Source organism: Larsenimonas suaedae (assembly GCF_023712105.1).
GTDB classification, from domain to species: Bacteria; Pseudomonadota; Gammaproteobacteria; order Pseudomonadales; family Halomonadaceae; genus Larsenimonas; species Larsenimonas suaedae.
Window position 1 is genome coordinate 327,345 of sequence record NZ_JAMLJI010000001.1, and the last position, 25,423, is coordinate 352,767.

Below are 25,423 nucleotides of genomic sequence, written 5' to 3' on the forward strand. Positions count from 1 at the left end.
TGATCAGGCCCGGTAAATGATCGGGATCAGTGTTGGTTGCGAAAGCGATGGGTATAAAGAGGATGGATCTAAAAGAAAAATGCTGTCAGGAGGGTGACGCAGTCAGGAAGAAGGGGACATGGTGCCCGGAGCCGGAATCGAACCGGCACGCCCTAACGGGCGAGGGATTTTAAGTCCCTTGCGTCTACCTATTCCGCCATCCGGGCGGATGCGCGTCTTTGTTCGGAAATGGAGGCTGGAGTCGGAATCGAACCGGCGTACACGGAGTTGCAGTCCGCTGCATGACCACTCTGCCATCCAGCCTCTTCAAGTTGGAGCGGGAAAGGAGATTCGAACTCCCGACCCTCGCCTTGGCAAGGCGATGCTCTACCACTGAGCTATTCCCGCTCAACTCGGGGAGGTATTATACGTGCTGATCGCCCCGTGTCAAACCCAGTCGTAAAAAAGCCGCGTAAAAGCGATGGTTTACGCTTACAGCGATTGACTCATCTCAGGCCAGGCCGCCTTGAGGTACTTCCACATTGACCAGAGCGTAAGAATCGCCGCCAAATAGAGCAGGACGACGCCTACAAGACCGAATGCACTTTCCGGTGCAAAGGCAAGCAGCGCAAAAATGGCGATCATCTGAAGTGTGGTCTTGAGCTTGCCGATGTAGGACACCGCAACGCTCTTGCGCTTGCCAATCTCTGCCATCCATTCTCGAAGCGCCGAAATGACGATTTCACGGCCGATAATCACCAGCGCGGGCAGCGTCATCAACGGCGTGTTGTAAACCTCGATCAAAAGGCCGAGTGCAACCGCCACCATCAGCTTGTCGGCCACCGGGTCCAGAAAGGCGCCGAAGGGTGTGCTCTGGTCGAGTTTTCTGGCCAGATAGCCATCGAACCAGTCTGTGATGCCTGCGGCTGCGAAAATCAGACCGGCAGCCCAGTGAGCCCAGTCAACCGGAAGATAAAAGATCACGACCAGAAGCGGGATACACACGATCCGGATCATGGTCAGGATGTTGGGTATATTCATGGAGCACGTTTATCCTTAACGAATGGCTGAGTTGGGTGAGCGCCGACCCTAGTGTATCGCGCCAGATGCATCTTCTCAGCCATGAAGTGCCAGATAAATCTGTTCGGCCAGCTGCGCATTGATGCCGGGCACCCGAATCAGTTCGTCTCGCGTGGCCTGGCGCACGCCCTGGAGCCCGCCGAAGAACTTCAAAAGCTCGCGTCGACGCTTTGGGCCGACGCCTGCAATTTCCTCGAGACTCGAGGTTCTTCGCGTCTTGTCACGGCGCTGGCGGTGGCCCGTGATGGCAAATCGGTGCGATTCGTCTCGAATGTGCTGGATCAGATGAAGGGCCGGCTGGGTGCTGTCGAGCACGACGCTTTGATCGATGGTTTCGATAAAAAGCGTCTCGAGACCGGGTTTGCGCGTCGTGCCCTTGGCCACGCCGATGAGAATCACGCCGGTGACGCCGAGTTCCTCGAACACTTCCCGAGCCATGTTGAGCTGGCCCTTGCCACCGTCGACCACCAGAATATCGGGCTTTTTGGCTTCCTTGTTCTGGATGCGCTTGTAGCGGCGGGTCAGTGCCTGCTTCATGGCGCCATAGTCATCGCCGGCCTCGATGTCTTCGATATTGAATCGACGATAATCCGACTTGACCGGTCCATTGGTTTCAAACACCACGCACGAAGCAACCGTTGCCTCGCCATGGCTATGACTGATGTCAAAGCATTCCAACCGGCTTGGCGCCACCTTGAGTCCCAGCACGTTTCGAAGATCCTCGAAGCGGCGGTCCATCTGCTGTTGGCCACTGAGCTGTGTGGTGAGGTGCTGTTCCGCGTTGGTGCGGGCAAGCGTCAGCCACTGGGCGCGGTAGCCGCGGACCTGATCGGTCAAGCGGATACGGCGCTCGGCCTGTTCACTGAACGCCTGCTCCAGTACCTGTTGACCGGGTAAGGCGTGCGTGACCAGCACTTCCTGAGGAAGCTCATGGCTCTGGCCCAGATAGTACTGACTGACGAAGCTCTCGAGCAGCTCGCCGCCACTGAGGCCGAGTTCGTTTTTGGGCATGAAGTGGCGTGCGCCGAGCATTCGGCCATCCCGCACCGCCAGTACGCTGATGCTGCTGCCGCCCGGCCGCTCGGCGAGTGCAAAGATATCGGCATGCCCACTGTCGGTTTCGACCGACTGCTGGCTTTGCATGCTGCGAAGATCACCGATTTGATCGCGCAGAAACGCCGCCTTTTCAAACTCGAGTGCCTGACTCGCGGTCTCCATGTCCTGTTCGAGCTGGCGGGTCACCTGCTCGCTCTTGCCGGACAGACACATCACCGCATGCTCGACGTCACGTTGATAGTCCTCCTTGCTGATGTAATCAACGCAGGGCGCGGTGCAGCGGCCGATCTGATACTGCAGGCACGGGCGGCTTCGGTTTGAAAAGACGCTGTCCTCGCAGTTTCGAATACGAAAGATTTTCTGCATCAGGTTGAGGCTTTCACGAACCGCACCTGAACTCGGGTAGGGGCCGAAATAGCGTCCGTCGTTGCCTCGGCTTCGTACACGTTTGAACTCGAGCGCCGGGTAGGCATGTCGGTCGCTGACAAAGACGTAGGGGTACGACTTGTCGTCGCGCATCAGGATGTTGTACGGCGGGCGATAGGATTTGATCAGCGTCTGTTCGAGGATCAGGGCCTCGGTCTCGCTTCGGGTGATTGTGACCTGAATGTCGGCGATGCGTGCGACCAGCGCCTGAGTCTTTGCGTTGAGACCGCGGTTTCTGAAATAGCTTGAAAGCCGGGCCTTGAGCCGTTTGGCCTTGCCGACATAAAGCACGTTGCTGTCCTCGTCGAACATGCGGTACACGCCCGGGGATTCCGAAACGGTCTTTAAAAAGGTCTTAGCGTCAAAGGCCATGGGTGTCCTAAAAGCGATGAGTGTCCCGAAAGCGATGGGGATCTGAAAAATCGAAGCGCCACGAGCTTAGTAATGGCGCTGATTGCTTGAAAACTCAAGGCAAGTAATTGAAAGATTTATTGTTGGTACTTGACGAGCCTGCTCGATCCCCGTAAAGTTCGCACTCGTTGAAAGGGGCCTTAGCTCAGCTGGGAGAGCGCGACGCTGGCAGCGTCGAGGTCATCGGTTCGATCCCGATAGGCTCCACCAAATATCAAACCGCCGACTCTCTAATCGAGAGTCGGCGGTTTTTTTATGCCTATCGAAAAAGCTCATCTGCCGAAAAGCCCATCTGTTATCCGTGCGCGTATAAAATCTTTATGCGGTGCCGATACCACCTTTCAAAAAAGCCCGCGTTCGCGGGCTTTTTATCAATCGTTGATCTGTCCGAGCACCAGAAACTCCATCAGCGCCTTTTGAGCATGGAGACGGTTGCCGGCCTCCTGCCATACGGACGCGCGGGGGTCGTCAAGCAGCGTCTCGCTGATCTCTTCGCCACGATGTGCCGGCAGGCAATGAAGAAACAGCACGTCCTCATCGGCGGCGTCCAGCATCTGTTCGGTCACCTGGAAGCTCTTGAAGGCCGCTTCACGGGTGGCCTGCTCTTCTTCCTGGCCCATTGAGGCCCAGACGTCGGTGGTGATCAAGTGCGCGCCCTTGACGGCGGCCATCGGGTCACGTTCGATGCGCACCCGGTCGCCTGCAGCCGCCATGATCGATTCATCCGGGTCGAAGCCTTCGGGGCAGGCGATGACCAGATTGAAATCGAACTGACGTGCCGCGTTGATCCAGGAGTGGCACATGTTGTTGCCATCGCCGACCCATACGGCGGTCTTGCCTTTCATCGGGCCGCGGCACTCCTTCCAGGTCTGCATGTCCGCGAGCAGCTGGCAGGGATGGTAGTCATCGGACAGCGCGTTGATCACCGGCACCTGGCTGTAATTGGCGAACTCGACGAGTTTTTGATGTTCGAAGGTTCGAATCATGACCAGATCAACCATTTCCGAGAGAACGCGGGCCGTGTCCGGCACCGGCTCGCCGCGGCCGAGCTGGGTGTCGCGGTTGGATAGAAACAGGGCGTGCCCACCGAACTGCGCCATGCCACTTTCAAACGAGACACGGGTACGGGTCGATGATTTCTCGAAAATCATCGCAAGCGTGCGGTTATTGAACGGTGTGTAGGTCGGGCCGTCGGCCTTCAGGCGGGTCTTGAGCGTAATGGCGCGGTCGATCAGGTGATCGAGTTCAGCGGGGGTGAAATCCAACAACGTAAGAAAGTGTCGTACGGCCATGATGGCGCTCCTGTTTCCCTTTGTTATCACATTGGCGAGACCGGCAATGAAAAAAGCGCTACGTTGCAACGCAGCGCCTCTCTGGCGCGGCCCGGCAGGGCCGCCTTGATTCGGAAAACGCTACATCCTAGCGTCTGTCCTTGTCTGACGCAATTATGCCCCCATCTAGACCATAATCGGCGGCCAGGCCCCCTGATTTTTTGGCCGGCCATGCGTAGAATGACCGTATTCGCCCACTCACGAAAGCGACTTTCGTGACGCAATTACTCGAGGAAACACCATGAGCGCGACGCTTGATACGATTAAGCAGCAGATCGAAGAAAACAGCATTCTGCTTTACATGAAAGGCACGCCCCAGCTGCCGCAGTGCGGTTTCTCGGCGCAGGCCGTTCAGGCCCTGATGGGCTGTGGCGAGCAGTTTGCCTTCGTCAACATTCTGGACAATCCCGATATTCGGGCAGAGCTTCCGAAATACGCCAACTGGCCGACGTTTCCGCAGCTTTGGGTCGACCATGAGCTGGTCGGTGGCTGCGACATCATCGTTGAGATGTATCAAAACGGTGAACTTCAGGACGTGATCAACAAGGCGGCCAGCAAGCGCAACGCGCAGTCAGAATCTGACGCCGAATAAGCGTGACGGCCCGCTGTCTGAAAAGCCCGCCTTTGGCGGGCTTTTTTTATGCCGTAATGCGTGGGAGTGTGTCTGCTTCAAGCACTTGCACGGCCAAATCACGTGATGTAAGAGCGGCCCGACGTGTCGCTGGATGTGAAGGTGGGGCGCTCGTGCAGCACAATGCCCGCCCTTAACCCAAGCGCAACGTTCGGGTTGGGAAAGATCAGCCAGTTGCGCTTTGAGCCTGTGATCCAGCGCGTATCGCCGTCCTCGGCCAGGCATGCGCCTTTTGCGTACTCGACGAAGTTGGGCTGATCGTCGTTGACGTGCAGCACGAACGCCTCGCTTTGTTTCAGGATCTCAAAGCTCACGCCAAAGCAACGAAGCGGGCGGCGGGGCGCCGCGGTATCAAGCCATCCGGTCGCGATCAGCGCAGTCAGTGTGTGCTCGAGTGCACTGACGTCGACGTCCTGGTTCTGACCAAAGGGGCGGGCCTTGCCAAGCTCGAGCGTGACCGCATGCGCATTGAGCTGACCGTAGGTGAAGTTACTGAAGGTGATGCCAAGCCTTGACTGCTCCACTACCGCCTCGATGTCGGTGCACGCCAACAGCTCAAGCATCTCTGTATCGCGGGGGTGTTCCGGGGTGCCGGGCACCAGCGCGAATTTGATCAGGTGCGAGGCGCGAATCGCGGTGTGCATGTCGATGTGATAGCGCCGCCGGTGTTGCTCGTGGTCGCGGTAAAAGGCCTCGACCGTCTGTTCGATCACCTTGGCCCGCTGATGTTCGGCGAGAGGGCCCTGGTGTGCTGCATTGAACTGGCGGTTGAGGTCAACCTCTACATAGCGCGTGCCGTGTCGAATGGCCTCGGGGTTACCCAGTACGATCAGAAGCGGCCCGGCCGGAATCAGCTTATCTTCGGCGATGGCCCTAAGCAGTCGGTCGAGCAGCTCCATCGGCGCGGTCTCGTTACCGTGAATGCCGGCTGAAAGTACCAGCGCTGGCGCTGCGGGTTCGGCTGTGGCCGGGGTGACGCGCAGTAACCCATCATCCAGCCAGTCAAGCACGGTCCCGCGCGCGGTTCGTTCGTGATGGGCTCGCGGCCTTTTGTTGGCGCGGGTCAAGTCTAAAAGCGCGCCCAGTTCCTGCACTGTCATCGGATCTTTCCTCTCATCAGATCTCTCCCTGCCGCTGGAAATCGTAGAGCGCGCCAAGCCCGAGCAGGTGTGTCAGCTCATCCAATGCCGTGTGCACCTCCTCGAGCAGGCTCGGATCAAACAGATCCTCGGCGCTGAGCCGGTCGCGGTAATGGCGCTCGACCCACGCTGTCAGGCAATCCAGGCGCTCGTGGGTCATCATTGCGCCGGGTGCCACCGCGGCGCGTTCGCGTTCGGTGAGTGCGACTCGAAGGCGCAGACACGCCGGGCCGCCGCCGTTTTGCATGCTCTGCTTCAAGTCGAAGGCTTGAACGTCGCTGATTGGCCCATCGCCTTGAAGAAGCTCGTCCAGAAACGCGTGAACGCTTGGGGTAGTCAAACACTCCTGAGGCACGATCAGGCGCATTTGACCCTTGCCGGCGTCCAGAAGCTGGCTGTTGAACAGGTAGCTTGCGACGGCGTCCTCGAGACTTACGCGATTATCGGGCACTTCGATCGGAACCAGCTCGGTGCCGAGCTTATTAAGTGCGTGGCCAAGCGCGCTCAGCACGCGGTCTGACTCCAGGAAGGCGCGCTGGTGGTAAAACAGCGCGCGCAGATTGCCAACGGCGATCACGTCGTTATGGAAGACGCCAGCATCAATGGCGTCCGGAGTCTGCTGGGCAAAGACCACGCGCTCAGCGTTCAGGCCGTGCTGGCGAGCCACTGCCTGGCTTGCCTCGAGCGTCTGTCTGGCCGGGTAGCGGCGCGGTCTGGGTGCCTTTGGTGAGAGCGCCTCGCGGCCGTAGACGAAGAGCCCAATGCCTGGCTGGTCGTAGTCGGCGCACAGGCGCGTGTGATTGGCCGCCCCCTCGTCACCGAACGCAGCCACGTCTGGAAGCGCCGGATGATGCGCGAAGTGCGCCGGGTCCTTGAAGAGAGCGCTGAGTGCTCGGGCGGTGGTGGGGTGCTCGAGGCTTCGATGCAGGCTCGCATTCAGGTTGGCCGGCGTGAAATGCACGCGGCCATCGCGGGTGTCCGCAGATGGGCTGACAGTGGCGGCGTTGGCGACCCACATGCTGGCAGAAGAACTGACCTGGCTTAAAAGCGCTGGGGCCTCTCTGGCAACTCGCGCGAGTACGGATCGATCATCGCCTGTGAAGCCAAGCCGCCTGAGCGTGGGTAAATGCGGGCGCTCCTGAGGCGGAATCACGCCCTGGCTATAGCCCAGATCCAGCAGTGCGCGCATCTTGGCAATGCCCTGAAGCGCCGCAGCTTTTGGGTTGGAGGGCCGGTGTCCGTGGCGCTGGCTTGCCCGATTGCCCGCCGCGAGGGCACCGTAGTGGTGCGTCGGGCCGACCAGGCCGTCGAAATTGGTTTCAAGCGTCATGACGTCATCCCCGGTGGCAGTTTATCCGGGGCGGTGGCGGCCGGTTTTTCCATTGAGGCCACCGGGTAGGCGCAGTAGTCGGCGGCGTACCAGGCGCTGGCGCGGTGGTTGCCGGAATCGCCGATACCGCCGAACGGCGCTGTGCTGGCCGCACCGGTCAGTGGCGTGTTCCAGTTGACGATGCCGGCGCGGCTTTCAATACGAAAGCGCTCGAACTGCGCGGGCTCGTCCGAGATCAGCCCCGCCGACAGGCCGAACCGGGTGGCGTTGGCGCGCGCGAGCGCATCGTCGAACTGACGATAGCGCACCACCTGCAGCAAGGGCCCGAACCACTCTTCGTCAGGGGGCTCGATGGCACTCACATCGATGATGCCCGGGGTGACCAGAGCGCTCTCGGGCGACGGCTGGGTCAATGTAAGCAGTGCTTTGGCACCTTGCTCGAGTAGGCGTGCCTGGGCCTCGATCAGCGCCTGGGCGGCGCTCGGTGAAATCACGCTGCCCATGAAGGGCGCCGGGTCATCGTCGAAATGGCCAACCTTCAGCGCGCGAGTGCGCTCGACCAGCGCCTCAAGAAGTGCATCACCCCATGCGCCTTCGGGCACGAACAGGCGGCGTGCGCAGGTGCAGCGCTGACCGGCGGACAGAAACGCGGACTGTAAAATGGTGAACAGCGCGCCTTCCTGATCGGCCACTTCCTCGACCACGAGCGGGTTATTACCGCCCATCTCGAGCGCCAGCAGCTTGCCGGGCTGGCCGCTGAACTGCTGGTGCAGTGCCTTGCCGGTGGCGCTGGAGCCGGTGAACAACAGGCCATCGAGCTGGGGATGGCTGGCCACGGCCTGACCGGCGTCGCGGGCACCCTGTACCAGATTCAAGACGCCATCGGGAAGCCCTGCGGCCTGCCACAGTTCGACGGTCTTTTCAGCGACCGCCGGGGTCTGTTCGCTGGGTTTGAACACCACCGTGTTGCCGGCCAGAAGCGCCGGGACGATGTGGCCGTTGGGCAGGTGGCCGGGAAAGTTATAGGGCCCGAATACCGCCATTACGCCGTGAGGGCGATGGGTCAACGCGCTTGTAGCACCGTTCTGCTCGCGTCGATGGTCGCCGGTGCGCTGAGCCTGACTGTCGATCGAGATAGCGATCTTGTTGATCATCGCCTGGACTTCAGTCGCGCTTTCCCACAGCGGCTTACCGGTTTCCGAGCCGATCAGGTGCGCAAGCGTCTCCTTGTGCGCCTCGAGCTCGCGTGCAAAGCGCTCGACAATGGCCTGACGATGTTCAAGCGATTGGCGCGCCCAGGCCGGGAACGCGGCGCGTGCGGCGTCGAACGCGCGGTCGACATCGCGACTGTCCGCGCTCATTCCCTGCCACACGAGGCAGCCTTTTGAGGGATTGGTGGACACAAGTTTCGGCCCGTGGCCTGCAAGCCACTGGCCATTGATGAAAAGTGAGTTCATGAAACGCTCCTGTGTTGGCGTGTGGCGGCAAGGGGGGCGGCGCTGACGGTTGTCCCGGTCAGGCATTCGAGCCGACGCAAGGTGTCGTCATCGACGAAAAGGATCTCGTCTTTCATGTAAGCCAACGCCGTCGTCATACGGCAGTGGTCCAGCTCGCCGGCAAGTACCAGAAAGGGTTCGGCAAGCGTGCTTTTGACGCTGCCTTCAAGCGTAGCCAGGGTCACCGACACGCGGTCGTTAACCAGGCGCAGTCGGTCAAGCGGGCACTCGAGCGCGGGGCCGGCATCGAAGATGTCGATGTGGTGGTTGTAGTGAAAGCCTTCCTGCTCCAACAGTCGCCGTGCGCCCTGGGTATCCGGGTGGACCTGTGCGATCGCTGCGCGCGCTTCGTCGCTTAGGTAGGTGGTGTATATGGGGTAGCGCGGCATGAGCTCTGCGATGAAGCGCTTGTTGCCGATGCCGGTCAGCCAGTCGGCGTCACTGAAGGTCATGTCGAAGAAGTGGCGTCCCAGACTCTCCCAGAACGGGGAACGGCCGCTGTCGTCGCTGACGCCTCGTAGCTCGGCGACCAGTGAGTCACCAAACCGCTCGGGGTGATGCGCCACGAACAACAGCCGGGATTTGGACAGCAGCCGCCCGGCCTGACCGCCGCGAAAGCCTGGGTCGAGAAACAGCGAGCACAGCTCGGATTTTCCCGTCAGGTCATTGGAGCGCATCAGGATGTCCTGGTGCTTGATGACGCCCAGGGTGTCGCTTGAGGCCACCGACAGGCTGACTCGATAGTTGTACCAGGGCGCCTGAATGCCGACGGCGTCCATCAGACCGCACATGCCGATTACCTGGCTGTCATCGGTTTCGAGCACGAACAGAAAATCCCCTTCGCCATAGACATTATGGCCCTTGAACGTGCGCTCGGCGTGATCGATACGCGCAGCAAGTCGCGTTCGATCCGAGGGCAGGGAGGTCAGCCCCTTGCCGGCCTTGGCCGACAGGCGAATCAAATCATCGAGATCGGTCGCACGGACCGGGCGAACTCTCATCGGTGAACTCTCATCGGCAATCTCCGGCAGACGAGGCGCTGGTGGGGTACGGCGCCTCAAAGTACTGAATAAGGGCGTCAGGCTCGAACGCAGTATCCTGGTCGGTATCGAGTAGCCCGGCTTCAAAGGGGGTTGTTGCGCTGGGCGGTCTGACCCAAAGACTTCCCGGTGGCGGGGACGTCGTCGCTTGGGTGCGGCGCGTTCGAGCGCTTAGATGATCGGCGGTGGCGATGAGGGTGGGGCCCCCGTGGAAAATGTCCAGATACTCGCTTTCGACGAAGCCGAGCGCCTCCAATGCGTGACGCCAGGGCGTTAGGGTTTCGTGTTCGACGCCGAGCGCGGCTTGAGTCGTTTCAGGCAGAAGAGGCACGTACAGCGGATAAAGCGGCAGCATGTCAGCCAGGAAATCGCGCTGGCGGGCTTGCCACAGCGCCTCGGCTCGAGCGTGGCTTACGCCGAAAAAGCGCCCGCCGACGCCGTGCCAGAAGGGGCTTTCACCGTGCGCGTCGGACGTACCTGGCAGTTCGCATAGAACCGGGGCGCGCGCGTGATTGGCGGTCAATAAATACCCGAGACAGCCCGCTGCGAGCAGTTGGGTCGTTTCAACATCGGCGGTATCGAACAAGCCAATCGGGCCGAGGCGAATGTGATGGGTCAACGCGTTGGTGATGCCAAGGGTCTCAAGGGGGCGGTGCACGTCTAGCGCATGGGAGTGGCTGGTGATTCGGTCGCGATGGAAACTGAAAAACGGCGGTGTCCCTTCGACGGCGCCAAGGGCCAATGCCGCGAAGGCCACAATGTCGCCATGGGTGTTTTCAATCATCAGGATGACCGCGTGACCTGATTTCGGTGTCTCGCGTGCATCAGCGCAGGGGTCGGCAAGCTGACACAACGCGTCATCAAGGGTGTCCTGTGGCCACCAGGGGTGCAGTCGCGAGCGCAGCGCATCGAGTCTGGGGCGATCATCAAAAGTGGCGGTGCGAACAACGGGCATGGGCGCTCCGAAACGAGAGGTCATCTCTGACTGTAGACGACGTGGTCTGACTATTGTCGATGTTCTTCGCGCGCAATCCCGGTCGTTTTATAGCGTAGGCACACTGTTTTCAGCTGTATGGCGAAAGCTAAACAGCGTAATCGGCTGTTTGGGGGGGTAATAAAGAGATGTACTTCGGTGTTGATGTGCGGGAAGCGCTCAGGCGTAGGGGTGTTTGAGTACGCTGAGCTCTGGGTTGCTGACCAGCTTGTCGATCTCGAACTCGGTATGGTTCAGCCACGTTTCGGTCAGCTGGCGGTAATGTTCCATATCGGCGCACTGCATGCGAAGGCTGTAATCGAACGCGCCGCTGATCAGGCGGCACTCGATGACTTCGTCGCAGTTTTGCATCAATGCCTCGAAACGCCGTTGAGCCTGGCGGCCGCCCAGACTCGACAGCGCGACCAGGACCAGAAGGGAGAGTCCTGGACGTGCGGCTGAATCATCGACGAGCGCGCAGTACCCCCGAATCACACCCATGCGTTCGAGTTTTCGCACCCGAGCCTGACAGGGGCGCGGCGTTAGATGAACGCGCTCGGACAGCGCCTGAAAACTGATGCGGGCATCGCGTTTCAGGATGTCGAGAATGGCGAGATCGATGCGGTCGAGCATGGGTATAGCCGGCCCGGTGCGCAGCACCGGGCCGGTGGCTCAACGCTTGAGCGTTGCCATGTTGTCAAGTGTCATGCGGCAGGCGTTGGCCGCTTCCTGACCCTTGGCGACAAAGTGCTCGCGGAAAAATGCCTCATGCGCTTCGCTTTCCTGGAAATTGTGCGGTGTGAGTACCACGGAAAGCACAGGTACGAGGCTATCGAGCTGAACGCGCATCAGGGCATCGATGACTGTGCTCGAGACGAAGTCGTGGCGATAGATGCCACCATCGACGATGAATCCGGCTGCAACGATCAGATCGCACTGATTCTGTTCGGCCATGAGGCGCGCCTGAAGTGGAATCTCGAGCACACCCGGAACCGTGACATCAATGATCTGCTGTTCATTGAGGCCCAGCGCCTCGAGGGCCTGGCCGAAGCCGTGGCGTGCCTTTGAAACAATATCGCTGTGCCAGTCGGCCTGAATGAAGCCGATACGGGCCTTGGTTGCGTAACTTGAAGGTGAGAGCTGATTCATGGCTTTTATCTCTAGGTCGTGTCACCAGAATCAGGGCATGAGCATGGAATGCAGGCGACGCCATGAGCGCAGGCTGAAATCTCATTCTCTTTCATCCGGACTATCACCGTCGGCTCCGGAGTCTCACCGGATCTGCTGACCCTGTCGATGCAGGCGCTCGCGGGCTTGTCGACACACTGTGCCGAACCACCGCCGGTGGGGACTTGCACCCCGCCCTGAGAACGAATGCCCCTTGGGGGCGAGTCGATAATAGCGGGCCTTGGCCGCGTTGAAAACCATCAGTGTGTCAGCGGCAAGGCCAGGTCTTCCAGTGGGCTGGGGCGGCCGAAATAATACCCCTGTAACGCATGGCAGCCGAGTTCTTTGAGAAGGAAGGCCTGTGCCTCGGTTTCGACCCCCTCGGCGGTCACGCGCAGGTCGAGTTCACGGGCAAGCAAAATGATGGTCGAGATGATCGGCTGACTGTCCTTGACGCTTCCGAGCTGATTGACGAACGAACGGTCGATCTTGAGCGTATCGAACGGAAACAGGTTCAAGTAGGCCAGCGAGGAGTACCCGGTGCCGAAGTCGTCGAGCGCAAGCGTCACGCCGAGTTCATGAAAGCGCTCGAGTAGAATCTTGGCCTCGGTGGCATTTTGCATCAGTGCGCTTTCCGTGACCTCAAGCGTTAGACGGCTTGGAGATACGTTGGCTTCAAGCAAGGCTTCGGTGATATTCGAATAAAGCGCCGGGTCGACCAATTGATGAGCCGACAGGTTGATCGCAAGCCCCTGGGTCTCGGGAAGCGCTGCAAGCAGGGTGCAGGCCTGTTTGATCACGAAGTTGCCCAGCGGGTGAATCAGGCCGGTTTCCTCGGCCAGCGGAATGAATATGTCGGGCCCTATCATTCCCCGGGTGGGGTGCTGCCAGCGCAGCAGGGCTTCGTAGTGATCAATACTTTGCTTGCTTGCCTCGACGATCGGCTGCAGGTAAAGCGAGAGCTGATCGGTGTCGAGGGCGGCCTTCAAATCGTGAATGAGTGTCTGGCGCTCGGAAATTCGCTCGCCGAGGGCCTGGTCGAAGTTAACAAGCGTTTGCCCCCCGAGGCGCTTGGCCTCATACATCGCGATGTCGGCGTTGAGGATCAGATGTTGAGGCGTTGTGTGTTCACCACGTGGCAGAAGGGCCAGGCCGATTGAAAACTGAGCCTTGATGGCATGCTGATAGACGGGAAGCGGTGTGAGAAATTGTGTGAACAGCGACCGGGAAAACTGTTTGGCCTCATCCAGGTCGGTAACGTGCAGGATAATGGCAAACTCATCGCCACCCAAACGAACGGCGTGGCTCGACCAGCCGCCGAGTGCGCTTTGAAGGCGCTCTGAGAAACGCACCAGAAACTTGTCACCGAAGCTGTGACCATAGTGGTCGTTGATCGGTTTGAAGTTGTCGATGTCGAGAATCATCAGTGCAAGGCGTTTCGGCGGGGGATCCAGGGTATCCTTTTGCGTTTGCACCTGAAGGTATTGCAAAAACCAGCTCCGGTTCTTGAGGCCGGTCAGGCTGTCATGCTCGGCGAGATACGCCATGCCGAGACTCGCGCGCTGGCGTGCAGTTACGTCGCTGCAGACGCCTCGGTACCCGATGAAGCGCCCCGAATCATCGAAGCTTGGCTTACCGGTAATTTCCCACCAGTGACTCGAGCCTTTCAAATCAAAGCGAACGACCACACGGCTGAAGGGCTTGCGTGCCCGAACGCACTCGGTAAGTTCCTGATAGCTTTCATTGCAGGCAAACTCCCGCACCAGTTCGGTGACCGGGCGCGCCGCCAACTCCTGTTCGCTCATCCGAGTCACCCGCATGAGGCGGGGCGAAATATGGGTCAGGGTGAAACGGGCATCGGTTTCCCACAGCCAATCGCTTAAAGAGTGTTCCAGCTCATTGAGCAAGACCCCCATGAACTCGTTGCGGTGGGCAAGTTCAGCCTCGCTGTGGCTCCGGGCTTGAAGAGTCTTGAAGAGCTTGTAACTGATGACCGAGATCACCAGACAATAACAGGAAACGATCAACAGAAAGTGCCATAGAAGCTTGTCGGGCATCATGCTGATGGCAATAGCGCAGCCAGTGCAGATCACGACAATCCAGCTGGTGAACACTTTCGGATAGGCGGCCCGGGTGAAGCTGCCTGCGCCGATGACACCTGCAATGGCAAGGCTTATAAACACCTGAAGGTCCGGTGATGTGCCGGGAAACGTAACGATCGGTAGTGCTGCCCAGCACGCGGCCAGAAGCAGGCTGTAGATGAAAAAGGCACGCTCAAACAGTTTATGGTCCCAGTTCTGCCATCGGCGTTGAAGCAGCAGCAGGGTGATTGAAAGCGTGCAGATCGCTGCCGCCCACAGCGGGAGTAAGCCGGTCTCGCCGTTGACTCCGGGAACGAACAGCATGATCAGTGCGCAAAATACCTGGGCTGCGGCTGAAAAGAGGGTCGAGCCTCGGGTGTAATCACGCTGCGCCGCGATCAGAAACCGCGCTTTATAATCGGCGGGCGTCGGGGGAATTGAGTGGGCCAGAGTATCCATGTATAAGTCTGCGCGGCGCGGTCCTTGGATGGTATAGGTATCTTATCGTCGGTGTATGCAATAAATTGAAGCGATGGCCGATAACTCTTTTGTTCCAGACGCTTAATGTCGCAATCGTACGTCTTTCATGTACCGCGAGCGCCAGTAAGGCACTATGCAATTTTCATTCCATGCAAAGAGAGTAGTGAGTGAGGCCAAGTGAGGTGCAGGGCAGGCGACACGCCGTGAATCCGCGTATCGTTTTAAGGGCGCTACTGCACCACTTCGATGCGCTAGGCGCTCAGAATGCTTTAAATAAGTTCAGTCAGAGGGGGAGAGGTTTAATGTTGCTATCGCGCTGTTTGTTTGTTGTGTTGGCTGCCTTGATGGTTTCGGCATGCAGCTATCACCCGGCCCGCATTTCGGCTGAACCACCGGTCATCATCGATGATGGCCACAACGGCCATCACGGTCAGGGTGGGTTCTGTCCGCCCGGCCAGGCCAAGAAAGGCAACTGCTGAACCAAACGCCCCAATGGGGCGTTTTTTTGTGGCTGTGCCAGACTTGACTGTCATCTGGACGCATCAACAAAGGACACACACCATGGATGGCGACGCTCCGGTTAGTACCCGCTCGCGGTCGTGACCGAGCTTGTGTTCGAGCTGATCGAGCGTGTCGCGATTCCAGCGCACATGCGCGGACACACTGACCCCCGTACAGGCGCCTAGCGACACAGGCGCTACACTGGAAGGCTTCATGCTGGGTAATGAAAACAATCGGACAGGAGGAAGGCGATGAACCCTTACACACTGGCAGTCGCGGCGCTCGTTCTTGCATTAACGGGCTGCGCAGGCGGGGGCGGCAGCGACTATACGGTCAAGCTCGACCCGCCCAAGGTGGACAATGAAGGCTCTCAAACCGCGGCCGCGCCGTGCGTGCCGGGGCCCGAGTCGCCGTCCTCATGCAACTGAATCAAGGGGTTTTCGAGTCGAGGTATCTGAAACTTGGGTAAACGCCGCATTGCGGCGTTTTTCAGTTTAGCTCCTGAAAGTCGTCCTTGGACGTCTTGCCCCGCAGAATGCGCTTGAGCAGAGGGCGGCCAGCCAGCATCAGAAAGATGGGCGCGCCTGCGATCAGGTAGAAGTAATACGTGATGCCGCGCCAGATCAGGATGGCGGCGGCGGTGGTGCTCTGGCCAAGAATCGGGGCGAGAAGAGCGGATGAGCTCAGTTCGGTGCCGCCGGCGCCGCCCGGCAGCAGCGTCAGCTGACCGGCCGCCATTGAGAGCATCTGTACCAGAAAGGTCCAGGTCCAGTCCAGATGCTTGCCAAGACCGATCACCGTGAAATAGAGAATGCTGTAGCGCACCAGCCAGTGCGCGACACTCACCACGAAGGCACTGATTAGCAGCATTCGCGGCATCTTGAGGGTTTCTCGAAGCGAGTCCCGAAAGATCAGCAGGCGACGGTTCAAGCGCTGGCGCCGCTCCGGTTTGATGCGAAAGCGCACCAGGCACTGGGCGACGAACCGGATGGCGCGGTCGTGGTAGCGCGCAATCAGAAACAGAAGGCTGAGCCCGACCGTCAGCAAAAGAATCGGCACGCCCAGAAGCCAGCCGACCTGCAGATCCACTGCCTTGATCAGGATGTAGATCGACAGTGCGATCAGGGAAGACAGAAAGAACAGAAGATCGATCAACTGATCGACGGCGAATACCGCCGTGGTCTGGGCCGGGCGCAGGCCGTGACGCGTCAAAAGTGAGATCAGCGTCAGCGGGCCGCCAGTGCCGCCGGGGGTTGCGCAGATGGCGAACTCGCTTGCCATCACCACGCCGAAGGCCCGCATGTGGCCAAAATCGGTCGCTCGCCCTTTCAAAAGGATTCGAAGCTTCAGTGCGTTCAGGTTCCAGCAGACGACGATCATGCCAAGCATGGTCAACAACAGCGTCAACGGAAAATCCTGCAATTGGGCGAAGAGACCGCTTCCGCCAAGAAACAGGGGAACCAGCAATATGGCCAGAAGGCCTGCGCCTAGAAGCCAAAGCGTTCGTGTCATAACCGCATCCGATGCAGATTAAATAGAAGGGGTGTGCATCAGGCGCTGGCCCGATGGGGCCGGCCGGCGCGAAGCCATTGATGTTTGGTGCGTGGCGTCCGGCCCTCGTCCAGCATGTCCTCGATCGCCTTGATCCAGTAATCGAACGCGACCGAATAGCGCATATCCACCGGGTGCAGCCCGAGTCTTACGACCTGAGCCTCACGATGCTTGTGCTTGGCGCGTTCGTTGACCAGATACGACATCTTGCGACGCCAGGCACTGCGGGCGCTCCAGACCAGGGTCGGGGCCGAATGGGCCTCGAACTCGGGCAGGCTGTAGATGGTTTTAGGGTCGGTGGTGTAATCAAGCCCGCTGGTGCGAAGCGCCGAGCGGGTGCCCTCGCTCATGAGCCAGGCCGGGGCGACGAAGCCCTTGAGCGGCCAGCCCTGGCGTTCAAACAGCGCCATGCCGGCGTTCAGGCGCTCGGTGGCCTCGCGCTCTGCCAGTCCGTAGAACTCGCCTTCGACGGTGTAGAGCCGGCGCATGAAGTAGTCCTTCGGCGTGCGGGGCGCGGGGGCATCATCACAGTGGTAATAGCCGTGAAGCACCAGCTCATCGCCCTTGGCAAGGCGCGATTCCAGAAGCGACATGAACGCTGGATCATCGAAGGTTGACTTGCCGTGATGAAATTCAGGCACGACCAGCCAGGTCATCGGAACCGAGACCGACATGCGATCGATCGCCTCGACGAACGGGCGGTAGTCCTGCCAGGTTTGCGGGGCGATATCATGCAGGGCGACCAGCATGTCCCGGCCCGAATGAATAAGTTCAGCCATGTTCGATTTCCAGTTCGGAGGCCGGGGCCCCCGTCAGCAGTTCCTGATAATGACCGCGCAGCCGCTCGACGATGATGTCCCAGTCGTGGCGGCGCTCGACAAACTGGCGCGCGTGTCGAGAAAGCACGTCTTGATCGCTTTCAAACAGCGAGCGCACCGCATCGGCCATTGCCGCGGGGTCGTCCGGGCGGCACAGGCGTCCACAGGTTTCCGGCACGTTTTCCGGCAAGGCGCCTGCGCGTACGGCCACCACCGGCGTACCGCAGGCCATGGCTTCCAATACGATCAATCCAAAGGTCTCCTGCGTGCCGGCGTGCAGCAGGGCATCGCTTGAGGCCATGTAGCGGGCGACCTCATCGGGCGTGCAGAAGTGGTCTGTGCAGCTGACGTTCTCGGGCAGCTGCGTTGGAAGGTTGGAGCCGACCAACAGCAGGTGATAGCCGTCGCCGAGCTGACGGGCGGTTTCCAGAAGGATCGGCATGTTCTTTTCAGGCGAGCCACGACCGGCAAACATCAGAAGTCGCGTCTCGTCATCAAGGCCGAGCTCCCGTTTGACGCGTGCGCTGTCGTCAAGTTCCGGACGAAATGTCGTGAGGTCGACTCCGAGCGGCTGAACACTTACGTGGCGAACGCCTGCCTGTTCGAGCTTGTTGGCCATCAGGGCACTTGGTGCGAGCACACGCTGATAATGCCCATAAAGCCGTTTGACGTAGCGCTGGGTCAGGCGCTCGACAGAGGTGCCGAACCGCTTGCCAAGAAGCACCGGTAAATCGGAGTGATAAAAACCGACCACCGGCACATCAAGGCGCCGGGCGCTGTCACGCACGGCCCAGCCGGTGACGTACGGGTCGCCCGCTTCGATGATGTCCGGCCGATGCCGCTCAAGCGCCTGACACCAGTGGTGACGGCGCAGGGGAAAGCGGTAGCCGGTACTGAAGGGCAGCGGCGGTGCCGGCACGGTATAGAGATGAGTGTCGATCTCGCGGTGCTCGGTACCGGGGATGAAGACGCTATGCCGCGTCTGCCCCGGCTGGGGCAGGCGACGGCGCTTGGCATCGATATAGGTGCGAACGCCTCCACTTGAAGGCGCATAGAACATCGTAACATCGGCAATGTGCACGGTGCCGATACCTCCGTCGGGCCCATCGCCGGGCCGAGTGTGAAACAGGCAAGGCCCGCGAATGCGGGCGTTGGCTTACTGGGCGGCGGCGGGGCGACCGATCAACGAGCGCGTGTCTTCACGTGCTTCGCTGAGTTCGATGCGAACCGCATCACCGAGTCGGTAGGCAACGGCGTCACTGATACGAACGATACCGTCCTTGTCATCGATGGCCACAGCCGTCTTGTCGCTGTGAAGCGTCGAGCTTGGCATGAACACCGTGGCGCCGTTGTCGAGAAGCCGGACGCGCATGCCGCCCCGTTTGATGTCCATGATCTCGGCATCGAAGGGCTGGTTGGTCTCGGCCGCCTCGCGCAGAAAACGCACATAGAGCCAATCCTTGACGTCGCGTTCGGCCATGCGGTTCAGCCGGCGACGCTCGGTCAGGTGTTCGGTCTCGGTTTCGGTTTCCGCGGCCGGCAGCGCCGTTTCGCCCTGAGCGAGTGTTTGCTTGAGCAAGCGATGGTTGATCATGTCGCCGTACTTTCGAATCGGCGAGGTCCAGGTCGCGTAGGCCTCAAGGCCCATGCCGAAATGGGGGCCGGGTGTCGCCGTGATGGTGACATAGCCCTGGAACCGGCGCAGACGAGCGTCGAGCCAGGCATCGCCCTTGGCTTCGATCGAACGACGAAGGGCGGTGAACCGCTCGAGTTCGCCGAGCTGGTCGGGTGTTGCTTCCACGCCCTGGGTTGCCAGAAACTCGACCGCCTGGTCGCGTTTTTCAGGCGCAACGCCTGTGTGAACGTTATAGATGCCGTGGCCTACATGCTCGGCCAGATGCTTGGCACAGCAGATGTTGGCAAGAATCATCGATTCTTCGATCATCCGCATGGCGATACGGCGAGGCTCGGCGTGAATGGCCAGCACGTTGCCGACTTCGTCGAGCTCGAACGCATAATCCGGACGGTCCGCGAACACCAGTGCATTGGCCAGGCGCCATTGATAGCGGGCATGGGTCAGTGCCTCGAGCGCCTTGAGCTGGGATTCACCGTGATCGAAATCCGGTGTCCAGGTGGCGCCCTCGGTGCCTTCGAGCCAGTTGGATACGTTGTCGTAGCTGAGCTTGGCCTTGGAGGTCACATGGGCGGCAAAGAAACGGTGGTCCTCGATGCTGCCGTCGGCGGCGACGGTGATGTCGCAGGCAAGCGCCGGACGCACCTGATCTTCCTTCAGCGAGCACAGGTCGTTGGCCAGCGTTTCCGGCAGCATGGTGACGTTCTGACCCGGCAGATAGACCGTGAACGCGCGTTGACGCGCTTCGAGATCGACACTGTCGCCAGCTTGAACGTAGGCGGTCGGGTCAGCGATGGCAACCGTCAGTACCCAGCCGCCTTCGTCACGTTCGCGAATGCACAGGGCATCGTCCATGTCCTGGGTAGAGGCGCTGTCGATGGTGAAAAACGGCCGGTCGGTCAGGTCTTCCCGCGCAAGGCTGTCCTCAAGCAGCGGCCACTCGCTCTTGTCGCTCGGCGAGGCCTGCTCCAGTGCGTGACGGGCAAGCGTGACACGCCAGGGCACATCGGCGGCATCGGACGGCGCGATCAACGCCTCGACCTGGACGTAGAAGCTGCGATCATCCGGCTTTAGCGGGTGACGCAAAAGCTTTGCCTCGACCCAGTCGCCGTCATTGATCGTGCTGTCATCGAGCTGCTTGGCAAGGCGTGCACTCAGGGTGTTTCGAATCGAGGGGTGATCCGGCACGACCGACACGCGACCCTCGCGCTTTTTAACGCGACCGATGAAACGGGATAGGCCGGGCTCGAGCAGAACTTCCGGCTCCACGCTCTGGCGTTCGTTTTCGGTATGAAGCGCCGCTTCGACGCGATCGCCATGGATCACGTTTTTCATGTGGGGCGGCGGAATGAAATAGCTGTTGCCATCATCGCCGTCCATGAAGCCATAGCTTTTGTCAGTGGCCTTGATCGTGCCAGTAACGCGCGGAGTCTGGCTTCGGATGTCTTGCTTGAGTTGAGCAAGCAACGAGTTGTTTTGCAGCATAGTGTCAATCGTGTCTGGCGGGTCAGGGCGCCCCACTATAAGGGGTCGCCCTTGATGGGGAAAGGGATTTTCAGTGATCCGGCGGCTCAGAGCGCACTTTTGAACGACGACCAGTCCTGTTCGCCGTCAAGCAGATCGAACTCGAGTTCAAAAAGTGTTGGATCACTCATAAGTTCACACACCACCTGAGCCACGTTATCGCGCGAGACCTCACCGTTATTGGCGCCGTCTGTAAATTGGCTGAAATGATTGCTTCCGGATTCATCGGTCAGCTTGCCCGGACGCACGATGACATGGGGCACCGGGCTTTGCGCGACACGGTAGTCGGCGGCCTTTTTGGCCGAGAGATAGGGTTTAAGCGCCTCGGGCCCGTCGAGCGGATCGGTATGGCGGGTGCTGACCATGATGACGCGCTTGAAGCCGAAGGCTTCTGCAAGCTCTGCGCAGCGGTAGGCACCGTTGAGATCGATCATCAACGTCTTGTCGAGGCCGGTATCGGGGCCGGAGCCGGCGGTAAAGACAAGCTCATCGCAGCCCTTGAACGCGTGCTCGAGTGACCCTTCAAGATCGCCGAGCACGGTCTCGACGCCCAGGGCTTCAAGACGCTTTTGCTGTTCTTCGTTTCGCACCAGTGCACGGATGGGCTGGCCGGCGCTCACGGCCAGCTGGCAAAGGCGCTGGCCGATCTTGCCATGCGCGCCAACGATCAATGTGGTCATGGGTCCTCCCTTGGGGCGTTATACCGGCAAAATGATGTCCTCGAATGGATATGGCTTCATTCAGGGCCGAGTTCAACCCTCAAGGCGTTTGGCCAGGCGCATCAGGGCGCTCTTGAGCGTCGGCGTCGCTGGACGGTGTGCGATCAAGAGGAGCTCAAGCCCCTCGTCACCTGGGCTTTCCGTCGAAGCGGTTCGCGTCGGGGCGCGGCTGTGATGCAGGCCCTGGCTATAGATGCAGCGCCCGGTCCGGCTCTTGAGGCGCGCCTTGAAGCGAACGATCTCCTTACCGGCGTCATGAGTCAGCTCGTCGATGGCCTGCTCGAGCGACTCGGCACTCAGGTGCTCGGCCTGCTCGATGTGAATGCGGTGAACCTCAAAGCGTTCGGTGTGCGCCGGTGCCATGCTCGGGGTCAGCAGTGAGCCGGGCTGTGACATCGTTCCGGGCACGGTGAAGGTCAAGGGCGCCTCGACCTTGACGGCTTGCGTCAGGCGCTCGAGCACCGTCGCGCCCTCCGTGTCGCGTGCGTCGAGCATCGGTGCGTGGGGCGAATGGGCGCGCACCAGAGTTGCAAGGGCGTTTTGTTGGAAGGTGGTGATCAGGTCAGTCTTGGTCGTGAGCACCAGATCGGCGCTTGCAAGCTGTGCGCTGGCGTCCGGGTAGGCGCTCAGCGAATGCGCCGCGTGGGCGCCATCCACGGTCACGAGAGTGCCTTCGAAGTGCAGCTTTCGGGCAAGCCGGGCATCGCTTGCCAGCGTATGAACGATCGGTGCCGGGTTGGCGACCCCGGTGGTCTCGATCAGGATGCGATCGAACTGCGGCGTGCCCTGGCGGGCGAAGCGCCACAGGGCATCCTTCAAGGTGTGAAGCAGGTCCTTTTCAAGTGTGCAGCAGATGCAACCGCCCGTCAGAGTCAGCGTGGTTGGCGTGTCCTCGCCTCGGGAGTGAGCGCGCAAGGGGTGATCGAGGTCGATGTCGCCAAACTCATTGATGATGACCAGCGTGCGTGCCATGCCGGGTTCCTGAACCCAGTGGTTGATCAGGGTGGTCTTGCCGCTGCCGAGAAACCCGCTTACGACAATGACGGGCAGGGTAGTATTTGAAGGCATGTCGATTTCGTGGCCGCTCGATGAGTGAGTTAGTAGTGTGCCATGATCGCGCTCGTTGTTTTTATACCGTTATATTGTCCGCGCTACGCACTTTGCGTGCGCCTTGAAAATGAACCGCGTACAGTACGCGACCGCATCGACCATTTTTTATGTTCGAACATGGCATTGACCTTGAGGGCCTTGAACGACATGACGCTGACTGGACACATTCTGACCCCGACCGGATGGCAATGGGGCACGCTCGAGATTCTGGAGGGCGCGATAACGGCGGTTACGCCGGCCGATAAGGCAACGCCACCGGGCACGGACGCCCCTTATCTTGTACCCGGTTTCATCGATCTGCACGTCCACGGCGGCGGGGGTAGTGATGCGATGGAGGCGGGGGAGGCGGCGCATGTCATGGCCTCGACACACGCCCGATTTGGCACCACCAGCCTGCTTGCCACGACCATGACCGCGCCGATGGCGGATATCGAGGCGGCGCTTGACGCCATTGCCGAGGCAATGAGGCATCAGGCACCTGATGAGGCGCGGCTTTTGGGGGTGCATCTGGAAGGCCCGTTCATTCATCCCGACAAGCTCGGCGCCCAGCCGCCTTATGCGTGCCCCGGCACGCCCGCGCAGTTCGACACGCTTCTGGCGCGGGCACCGATTAAGGTCATGACGCTTGCGCCTGATATCGAGGGGCACGACGCGCTGATCACGCACGCCACCGCCCGGCAGGTTCGAGTGCAGATCGGTCACACCTGCGGCACGTTCGAGGACGGCTGCACAGCACTCTCCCGAGGCGCCAGCGGGTTTACCCACCTCTATAATGCCATGACGCCGCTTGGGCACCGCAATGCCGGCATCGTCGGGGCTGCGCTTGCGCATGCGACGTTTTGTGAAATCATCCCGGATCTGGTGCACGTTGAAGCTGGCGCGATGCATGCTGCCATGCGGGCGATTCCAAGGCTTTACGGCATCACCGATGCAACCGCTGCCGCCGGCATGCCCGAAGGCGAGTACCGGCTCGGGGCCCAGCGGGTGTTCAAACAGGGCGACAGTGTGCGGCTCGAGGATGGCACGCTTGCCGGCAGCGCACTGACCATGAACCAGGCGCTTAAGAATTTCATGACGCTCGGAGACACGCTGGCGCAGGCCGTACACCGACTGTCGACCTGGCCGGCGGAGTATCTGGGGCTTTCTGATCGCGGTGTGCTGGCGCCGGGCCGTCGCGCCGATGTGCTCGCGCTCGATCGAGACGGCAACCTCCAGGGCGTCTGGATCGGTGGGCAGCGCGTCGAGGCCGACCATGGCTGAGCCGACCCTTTGGGTGGCCGTTGACGGCGGCGGCAGCGGGACACGCCTTCGCGCACGCGCGTCGACCGGCGCCTTCATTGAACTCGAGGGCGGCCCCTCGGCGCTCTCGCGCGGGGCGTCAAGTGCCTGGGGCGTGATCGAGCCGCTGATCCACCGCGCCGGCGCTGCGCTCGGTGTATCGATTGACTGGTCGACCACCGCGCTTGCCATCGGGCTTGCCGGGCTTAATCAGCCCGAATGGCATCGCGTGTTCAAAAGCGCGCTGCCGGTGTGTCATACGCTGGTGCTTGAAAGCGACGTTACGACGGCGCTGGTCGGTGCCCATCAACGCCGCGCAGGCGTTCTTCTGGCGCTCGGCACAGGCAGTATCGGCGCCGCCGTGAATGCGGCGCGGGAGGTGTCGCTGGTGGGTGGCTTCGGGTTTCCGGTCGGCGATGAAGCCAGTGGGGCCTGGCTTGGCCTTCATGCCTCGCGCCATCTCCAAAAGGCCTTTGATGGGCGCTGCGTGCCGGATGCCTTTTCAGAGGCGCTGGCGCAAGCGCTCAAGGTTACGGACATCGAAGCGCTGGTGGCTCGCTTGAGTGCAATGGACGCCAATGCGTTCGCGCGGCTTGCACCGATTGTGCTTGTGCACTCGACTCATCCTAAAGCCCGTGAGCTTTTGAATTGGGCGGGCCGGGAAATGGCCGAGATGATCGAGGCGCTCGACCCCGAGGGCCGGTTGCCGCTGGCGTTGTCCGGAGGGCTCGGTGGCCCGCTGTCCGAGTGGTTGCCTGAGCGCTATCGCGCGCGTCTGGTTGATGCTCAGGGCGACGCCCTCGACGGCGCGCTGGCGCTGCTGCATGATCCCACGTTACTTACACCGATCCATAAAGGCCTGTCATGACGCCACAATTAATAGTCACCGACCTCGATAATACCCTGCTTGATAGCCAGCATGCGCTGGACCCGCTGACGGTCGAGACCTTTCAGGCGCTCGAGGCAAAAGGCCATCATCTGGCCATCGCCTCGGGGCGCCACGTCGAGGACATTCGAGAGGTGCGGCGCCAATTGGGCGTCTCGGCACACATCATCAGCACCAATGGCGCCTATTTGCACGCGCCGGATGATCAGCTGGTGTTCGAGCGTCCGCTCGATGCCGCTCTGGCGAGCGCCTTGATCGGTGAGCTGGATGTCCCGGGCGATGTTCGAGTCAATGTATATACCGCCGATCACTGGTGGATCGACGCCGAGTCACCCAATCTGCTGGCCTTTCACGAAAGCACGGGGTTTTCCTATCGCGTGGGCGACCTGGCCGCCCTCGAGGGGCAGCACGTCGGCAAGGTCTTTTTCATCGGTGAGCCGCGCCTTCTGGCTGCGCTTGAAACCGAGTTGCGCGCTCGCTTTGAAGCTCAGGTTCATATCACCTATTCGCTGCCCAATTCGCTCGAGGTCATGGCGAAAGGGGCCACCAAGGGCTCGGCGCTTGAGGCGCTGCTCGACCGTCTGTCACTGCCGGCGTCGGCGTGCCTGGCCTTTGGTGACAATCTCAACGATTACGAGATGCTGTCGGTGGCCGGCCAGGCGCACCTGGTGTCGAATGCGCATCCGCATCTCTTCACGGCGCTTCCAGAGGTGACCGTCATCGGTGATCACAGCGACGCGGCCGTGGCACGTACCTTGAAGGCGCGACTGCTCTAAGTCGGGA

At 60.5% G+C, this 25,423-nt stretch carries 23 protein-coding genes, 4 tRNA genes and 1 riboswitch; of the genes, 7 read left to right on the forward strand and 20 right to left on the reverse strand.

Annotated features, from left to right (window positions below; all coding sequences use genetic code 11):
• Positions 1 to 119: 119 nt before the first annotated feature.
• The 5 genes from NAT49_RS01520 to uvrC form a co-directional block, all read right to left on the reverse strand.
• Positions 120 to 206 (reverse strand) — tRNA-Leu (locus tag NAT49_RS01520).
• 23 nt (positions 207 to 229) lie between these two features.
• Positions 230 to 303, reverse strand: a tRNA-Cys gene (locus NAT49_RS01525).
• Positions 304 to 312: 9 nt separating this feature from the next.
• A tRNA-Gly gene (locus tag NAT49_RS01530) sits at positions 313 to 387 on the reverse strand.
• Positions 388 to 471: 84 nt separating this feature from the next.
• Complete coding sequence (gene pgsA, locus NAT49_RS01535) at positions 472 to 1,020, reverse strand: CDP-diacylglycerol--glycerol-3-phosphate 3-phosphatidyltransferase (protein WP_251589812.1); 549 nt, start codon at positions 1,018 to 1,020, stop codon at positions 472 to 474.
• A 75-nt stretch (positions 1,021 to 1,095) separates the two neighbouring features.
• Positions 1,096 to 2,913 carry an excinuclease ABC subunit UvrC gene (uvrC, locus tag NAT49_RS01540; protein ID WP_251589814.1) on the reverse strand — a complete coding sequence of 606 codons (1,818 nt, stop codon included), beginning with the start codon at positions 2,911 to 2,913 and terminating at the stop codon, positions 1,096 to 1,098.
• Between the two features lie 173 nt (positions 2,914 to 3,086).
• Here uvrC and NAT49_RS01545 point away from each other — a divergent pair.
• Positions 3,087 to 3,162 (forward strand) — tRNA-Ala (locus NAT49_RS01545).
• A 161-nt stretch (positions 3,163 to 3,323) separates the two neighbouring features.
• Here the strand turns inward: NAT49_RS01545 and argF are convergent.
• Complete coding sequence (gene argF / locus NAT49_RS01550) at positions 3,324 to 4,244, reverse strand: ornithine carbamoyltransferase (protein WP_251589816.1); 921 nt, start codon at positions 4,242 to 4,244, stop codon at positions 3,324 to 3,326.
• Between the two features lie 280 nt (positions 4,245 to 4,524).
• Between argF and grxD the strand changes: the two genes are divergently transcribed.
• Entirely contained in the window at positions 4,525 to 4,875 is a 351-nt protein-coding gene (gene grxD / locus NAT49_RS01555; RefSeq protein ID WP_251589818.1) for a Grx4 family monothiol glutaredoxin, read from the forward strand.
• Between the two features lie 98 nt (positions 4,876 to 4,973).
• On the opposite strand, the gene astE is transcribed toward grxD, so the two are convergent.
• The 8 genes from astE to NAT49_RS01595 form a co-directional block, all read right to left on the reverse strand.
• Complete coding sequence (gene astE, locus NAT49_RS01560) at positions 4,974 to 6,014, reverse strand: succinylglutamate desuccinylase (RefSeq protein WP_251589820.1); 1,041 nt, start codon at positions 6,012 to 6,014, stop codon at positions 4,974 to 4,976.
• Between the two features lie 16 nt (positions 6,015 to 6,030).
• Positions 6,031 to 7,383: an N-succinylarginine dihydrolase gene (gene astB, locus NAT49_RS01565; protein WP_251589822.1), complete on the reverse strand. Its 1,353-nt coding sequence runs from the start codon at positions 7,381 to 7,383 to the stop codon at positions 6,031 to 6,033.
• Positions 7,380 to 8,840, reverse strand: a complete 1,461-nt coding sequence (gene astD, locus NAT49_RS01570; protein WP_251589824.1) for a succinylglutamate-semialdehyde dehydrogenase — start codon at positions 8,838 to 8,840, stop codon at positions 7,380 to 7,382. Before astD ends, astB begins: the two co-directional genes overlap by 4 nt.
• Positions 8,837 to 9,880, reverse strand: a complete 1,044-nt coding sequence (gene astA, locus NAT49_RS01575; protein WP_251589826.1) for an arginine N-succinyltransferase — start codon at positions 9,878 to 9,880, stop codon at positions 8,837 to 8,839. The genes astD and astA overlap by 4 nt, the downstream gene beginning before the upstream one ends.
• A gap of 10 nt (positions 9,881 to 9,890) precedes the next feature.
• The gene (locus tag NAT49_RS01580; protein ID WP_251589827.1) at positions 9,891 to 10,874 is read right to left on the reverse strand and encodes an arginine N-succinyltransferase; all 984 of its coding nucleotides are present in this window, start codon (positions 10,872 to 10,874) and stop codon (positions 9,891 to 9,893) included.
• Between the two features lie 198 nt (positions 10,875 to 11,072).
• Complete coding sequence (locus NAT49_RS01585) at positions 11,073 to 11,525, reverse strand: Lrp/AsnC family transcriptional regulator (protein WP_251589828.1); 453 nt, start codon at positions 11,523 to 11,525, stop codon at positions 11,073 to 11,075.
• Between the two features lie 39 nt (positions 11,526 to 11,564).
• On the reverse strand, positions 11,565 to 12,041 hold the full coding sequence (locus NAT49_RS01590; protein ID WP_251589829.1) for a 6,7-dimethyl-8-ribityllumazine synthase: 477 nt from the start codon (positions 12,039 to 12,041) through the stop codon (positions 11,565 to 11,567).
• A 79-nt stretch (positions 12,042 to 12,120) separates the two neighbouring features.
• Positions 12,121 to 12,268, reverse strand: a riboswitch (FMN riboswitch).
• 51 nt (positions 12,269 to 12,319) lie between these two features.
• Positions 12,320 to 14,599, reverse strand: coding sequence for a putative bifunctional diguanylate cyclase/phosphodiesterase (locus NAT49_RS01595; RefSeq protein ID WP_251589830.1), 2,280 nt, complete (start codon positions 14,597 to 14,599; stop codon positions 12,320 to 12,322).
• Between the two features lie 323 nt (positions 14,600 to 14,922).
• Here NAT49_RS01595 and NAT49_RS01600 point away from each other — a divergent pair, with 323 nt between their 5' ends.
• Both NAT49_RS01600 and NAT49_RS01605 read left to right on the forward strand, forming a co-directional pair.
• Complete coding sequence (locus NAT49_RS01600) at positions 14,923 to 15,099, forward strand: hypothetical protein (protein WP_251589831.1); 177 nt, start codon at positions 14,923 to 14,925, stop codon at positions 15,097 to 15,099.
• Between the two features lie 273 nt (positions 15,100 to 15,372).
• Positions 15,373 to 15,549: a hypothetical protein gene (locus NAT49_RS01605; protein ID WP_251589832.1), complete on the forward strand. Its 177-nt coding sequence runs from the start codon at positions 15,373 to 15,375 to the stop codon at positions 15,547 to 15,549.
• Positions 15,550 to 15,610: 61 nt separating this feature from the next.
• Here the strand turns inward: NAT49_RS01605 and gpgF are convergent, their stop codons facing one another.
• The 6 genes from gpgF to NAT49_RS01635 form a co-directional block, all read right to left on the reverse strand.
• On the reverse strand, positions 15,611 to 16,633 hold the full coding sequence (gene gpgF, locus NAT49_RS01610) for a glucosaminyl phosphatidylglycerol flippase (RefSeq protein ID WP_251589834.1): 1,023 nt from the start codon (positions 16,631 to 16,633) through the stop codon (positions 15,611 to 15,613).
• 38 nt (positions 16,634 to 16,671) lie between these two features.
• Positions 16,672 to 17,451 (reverse strand): N-acetylglucosaminyl phosphatidylglycerol deacetylase, encoded by a 780-nt coding sequence (gene gpgD / locus NAT49_RS01615; RefSeq protein ID WP_251589836.1) that lies wholly within the window; start codon positions 17,449 to 17,451, stop codon positions 16,672 to 16,674.
• Complete coding sequence (gpgS, locus tag NAT49_RS01620) at positions 17,444 to 18,571, reverse strand: N-acetylglucosaminyl phosphatidylglycerol synthase (RefSeq protein ID WP_251589837.1); 1,128 nt, start codon at positions 18,569 to 18,571, stop codon at positions 17,444 to 17,446. Before gpgS ends, gpgD begins: the two co-directional genes overlap by 8 nt.
• A 75-nt stretch (positions 18,572 to 18,646) precedes the next feature.
• On the reverse strand, positions 18,647 to 20,608 hold the full coding sequence (locus NAT49_RS01625; protein ID WP_251589839.1) for an exoribonuclease II: 1,962 nt from the start codon (positions 20,606 to 20,608) through the stop codon (positions 18,647 to 18,649).
• 86 nt (positions 20,609 to 20,694) lie between these two features.
• The gene (locus NAT49_RS01630; protein ID WP_251589841.1) at positions 20,695 to 21,327 is read right to left on the reverse strand and encodes an SDR family oxidoreductase; all 633 of its coding nucleotides are present in this window, start codon (positions 21,325 to 21,327) and stop codon (positions 20,695 to 20,697) included.
• A 72-nt stretch (positions 21,328 to 21,399) separates the two neighbouring features.
• Positions 21,400 to 22,434, reverse strand: a complete 1,035-nt coding sequence (locus NAT49_RS01635; RefSeq protein WP_251589843.1) for a CobW family GTP-binding protein — start codon at positions 22,432 to 22,434, stop codon at positions 21,400 to 21,402.
• Positions 22,435 to 22,623: 189 nt separating this feature from the next.
• Here NAT49_RS01635 and nagA point away from each other — a divergent pair, with 189 nt between their 5' ends.
• Genes nagA through NAT49_RS01650 form a run of 3 tightly spaced genes read left to right on the forward strand, consistent with a single transcriptional unit; the run spans position 22,624 to position 25,416 of the window.
• Positions 22,624 to 23,736 carry an N-acetylglucosamine-6-phosphate deacetylase gene (gene nagA, locus NAT49_RS01640; protein ID WP_251589844.1) on the forward strand — a complete coding sequence of 371 codons (1,113 nt, stop codon included), beginning with the start codon at positions 22,624 to 22,626 and terminating at the stop codon, positions 23,734 to 23,736.
• Positions 23,729 to 24,622: a glucosamine kinase nucleotide-binding domain-containing protein gene (locus NAT49_RS01645; protein WP_251589846.1), complete on the forward strand. Its 894-nt coding sequence runs from the start codon at positions 23,729 to 23,731 to the stop codon at positions 24,620 to 24,622. The genes nagA and NAT49_RS01645 overlap by 8 nt, the downstream gene beginning before the upstream one ends.
• Positions 24,619 to 25,416 (forward strand): Cof-type HAD-IIB family hydrolase, encoded by a 798-nt coding sequence (locus tag NAT49_RS01650; protein WP_251589847.1) that lies wholly within the window; start codon positions 24,619 to 24,621, stop codon positions 25,414 to 25,416. Before NAT49_RS01645 ends, NAT49_RS01650 begins: the two co-directional genes overlap by 4 nt.
• Positions 25,417 to 25,423: the final 7 nt, after the last annotated feature.

What these genes read in the sequence shown, in the direction of transcription:
- NAT49_RS01605 (WP_251589832.1), top strand. Translation starts at nt 15,373, where the DNA reads ATGAACCCTTACACACTGGCAGTCGCGGCGCTCGTTCTTGCATTAACG.
- NAT49_RS01630 (WP_251589841.1), bottom strand. Translation starts at nt 21,327, where the DNA reads ATGACCACATTGATCGTTGGCGCGCATGGCAAGATCGGCCAGCGCCTT.
- astB (WP_251589822.1), bottom strand. Translation starts at nt 7,383, where the DNA reads ATGACGCTTGAAACCAATTTCGACGGCCTGGTCGGCCCGACGCACCAC.
- argF (WP_251589816.1), bottom strand. Translation starts at nt 4,244, where the DNA reads ATGGCCGTACGACACTTTCTTACGTTGTTGGATTTCACCCCCGCTGAA.
- NAT49_RS01580 (WP_251589827.1), bottom strand. Translation starts at nt 10,874, where the DNA reads ATGCCCGTTGTTCGCACCGCCACTTTTGATGATCGCCCCAGACTCGAT.
- NAT49_RS01600 (WP_251589831.1), top strand. Translation starts at nt 14,923, where the DNA reads ATGTTGCTATCGCGCTGTTTGTTTGTTGTGTTGGCTGCCTTGATGGTT.
- NAT49_RS01590 (WP_251589829.1), bottom strand. Translation starts at nt 12,041, where the DNA reads ATGAATCAGCTCTCACCTTCAAGTTACGCAACCAAGGCCCGTATCGGC.
- grxD (WP_251589818.1), top strand. Translation starts at nt 4,525, where the DNA reads ATGAGCGCGACGCTTGATACGATTAAGCAGCAGATCGAAGAAAACAGC.
- gpgF (WP_251589834.1), bottom strand. Translation starts at nt 16,633, where the DNA reads ATGACACGAACGCTTTGGCTTCTAGGCGCAGGCCTTCTGGCCATATTG.
- NAT49_RS01585 (WP_251589828.1), bottom strand. Translation starts at nt 11,525, where the DNA reads ATGCTCGACCGCATCGATCTCGCCATTCTCGACATCCTGAAACGCGAT.
- NAT49_RS01635 (WP_251589843.1), bottom strand. Translation starts at nt 22,434, where the DNA reads ATGCCTTCAAATACTACCCTGCCCGTCATTGTCGTAAGCGGGTTTCTC.
- NAT49_RS01645 (WP_251589846.1), top strand. Translation starts at nt 23,729, where the DNA reads ATGGCTGAGCCGACCCTTTGGGTGGCCGTTGACGGCGGCGGCAGCGGG.
- astD (WP_251589824.1), bottom strand. Translation starts at nt 8,840, where the DNA reads ATGAACTCACTTTTCATCAATGGCCAGTGGCTTGCAGGCCACGGGCCG.
- NAT49_RS01625 (WP_251589839.1), bottom strand. Translation starts at nt 20,608, where the DNA reads ATGCTGCAAAACAACTCGTTGCTTGCTCAACTCAAGCAAGACATCCGA.
- nagA (WP_251589844.1), top strand. Translation starts at nt 22,624, where the DNA reads ATGACGCTGACTGGACACATTCTGACCCCGACCGGATGGCAATGGGGC.
- uvrC (WP_251589814.1), bottom strand. Translation starts at nt 2,913, where the DNA reads ATGGCCTTTGACGCTAAGACCTTTTTAAAGACCGTTTCGGAATCCCCG.
- NAT49_RS01595 (WP_251589830.1), bottom strand. Translation starts at nt 14,599, where the DNA reads ATGGATACTCTGGCCCACTCAATTCCCCCGACGCCCGCCGATTATAAA.
- pgsA (WP_251589812.1), bottom strand. Translation starts at nt 1,020, where the DNA reads ATGAATATACCCAACATCCTGACCATGATCCGGATCGTGTGTATCCCG.
- NAT49_RS01650 (WP_251589847.1), top strand. Translation starts at nt 24,619, where the DNA reads ATGACGCCACAATTAATAGTCACCGACCTCGATAATACCCTGCTTGAT.
- gpgD (WP_251589836.1), bottom strand. Translation starts at nt 17,451, where the DNA reads ATGGCTGAACTTATTCATTCGGGCCGGGACATGCTGGTCGCCCTGCAT.
- astE (WP_251589820.1), bottom strand. Translation starts at nt 6,014, where the DNA reads ATGACAGTGCAGGAACTGGGCGCGCTTTTAGACTTGACCCGCGCCAAC.
- astA (WP_251589826.1), bottom strand. Translation starts at nt 9,880, where the DNA reads ATGAGAGTTCGCCCGGTCCGTGCGACCGATCTCGATGATTTGATTCGC.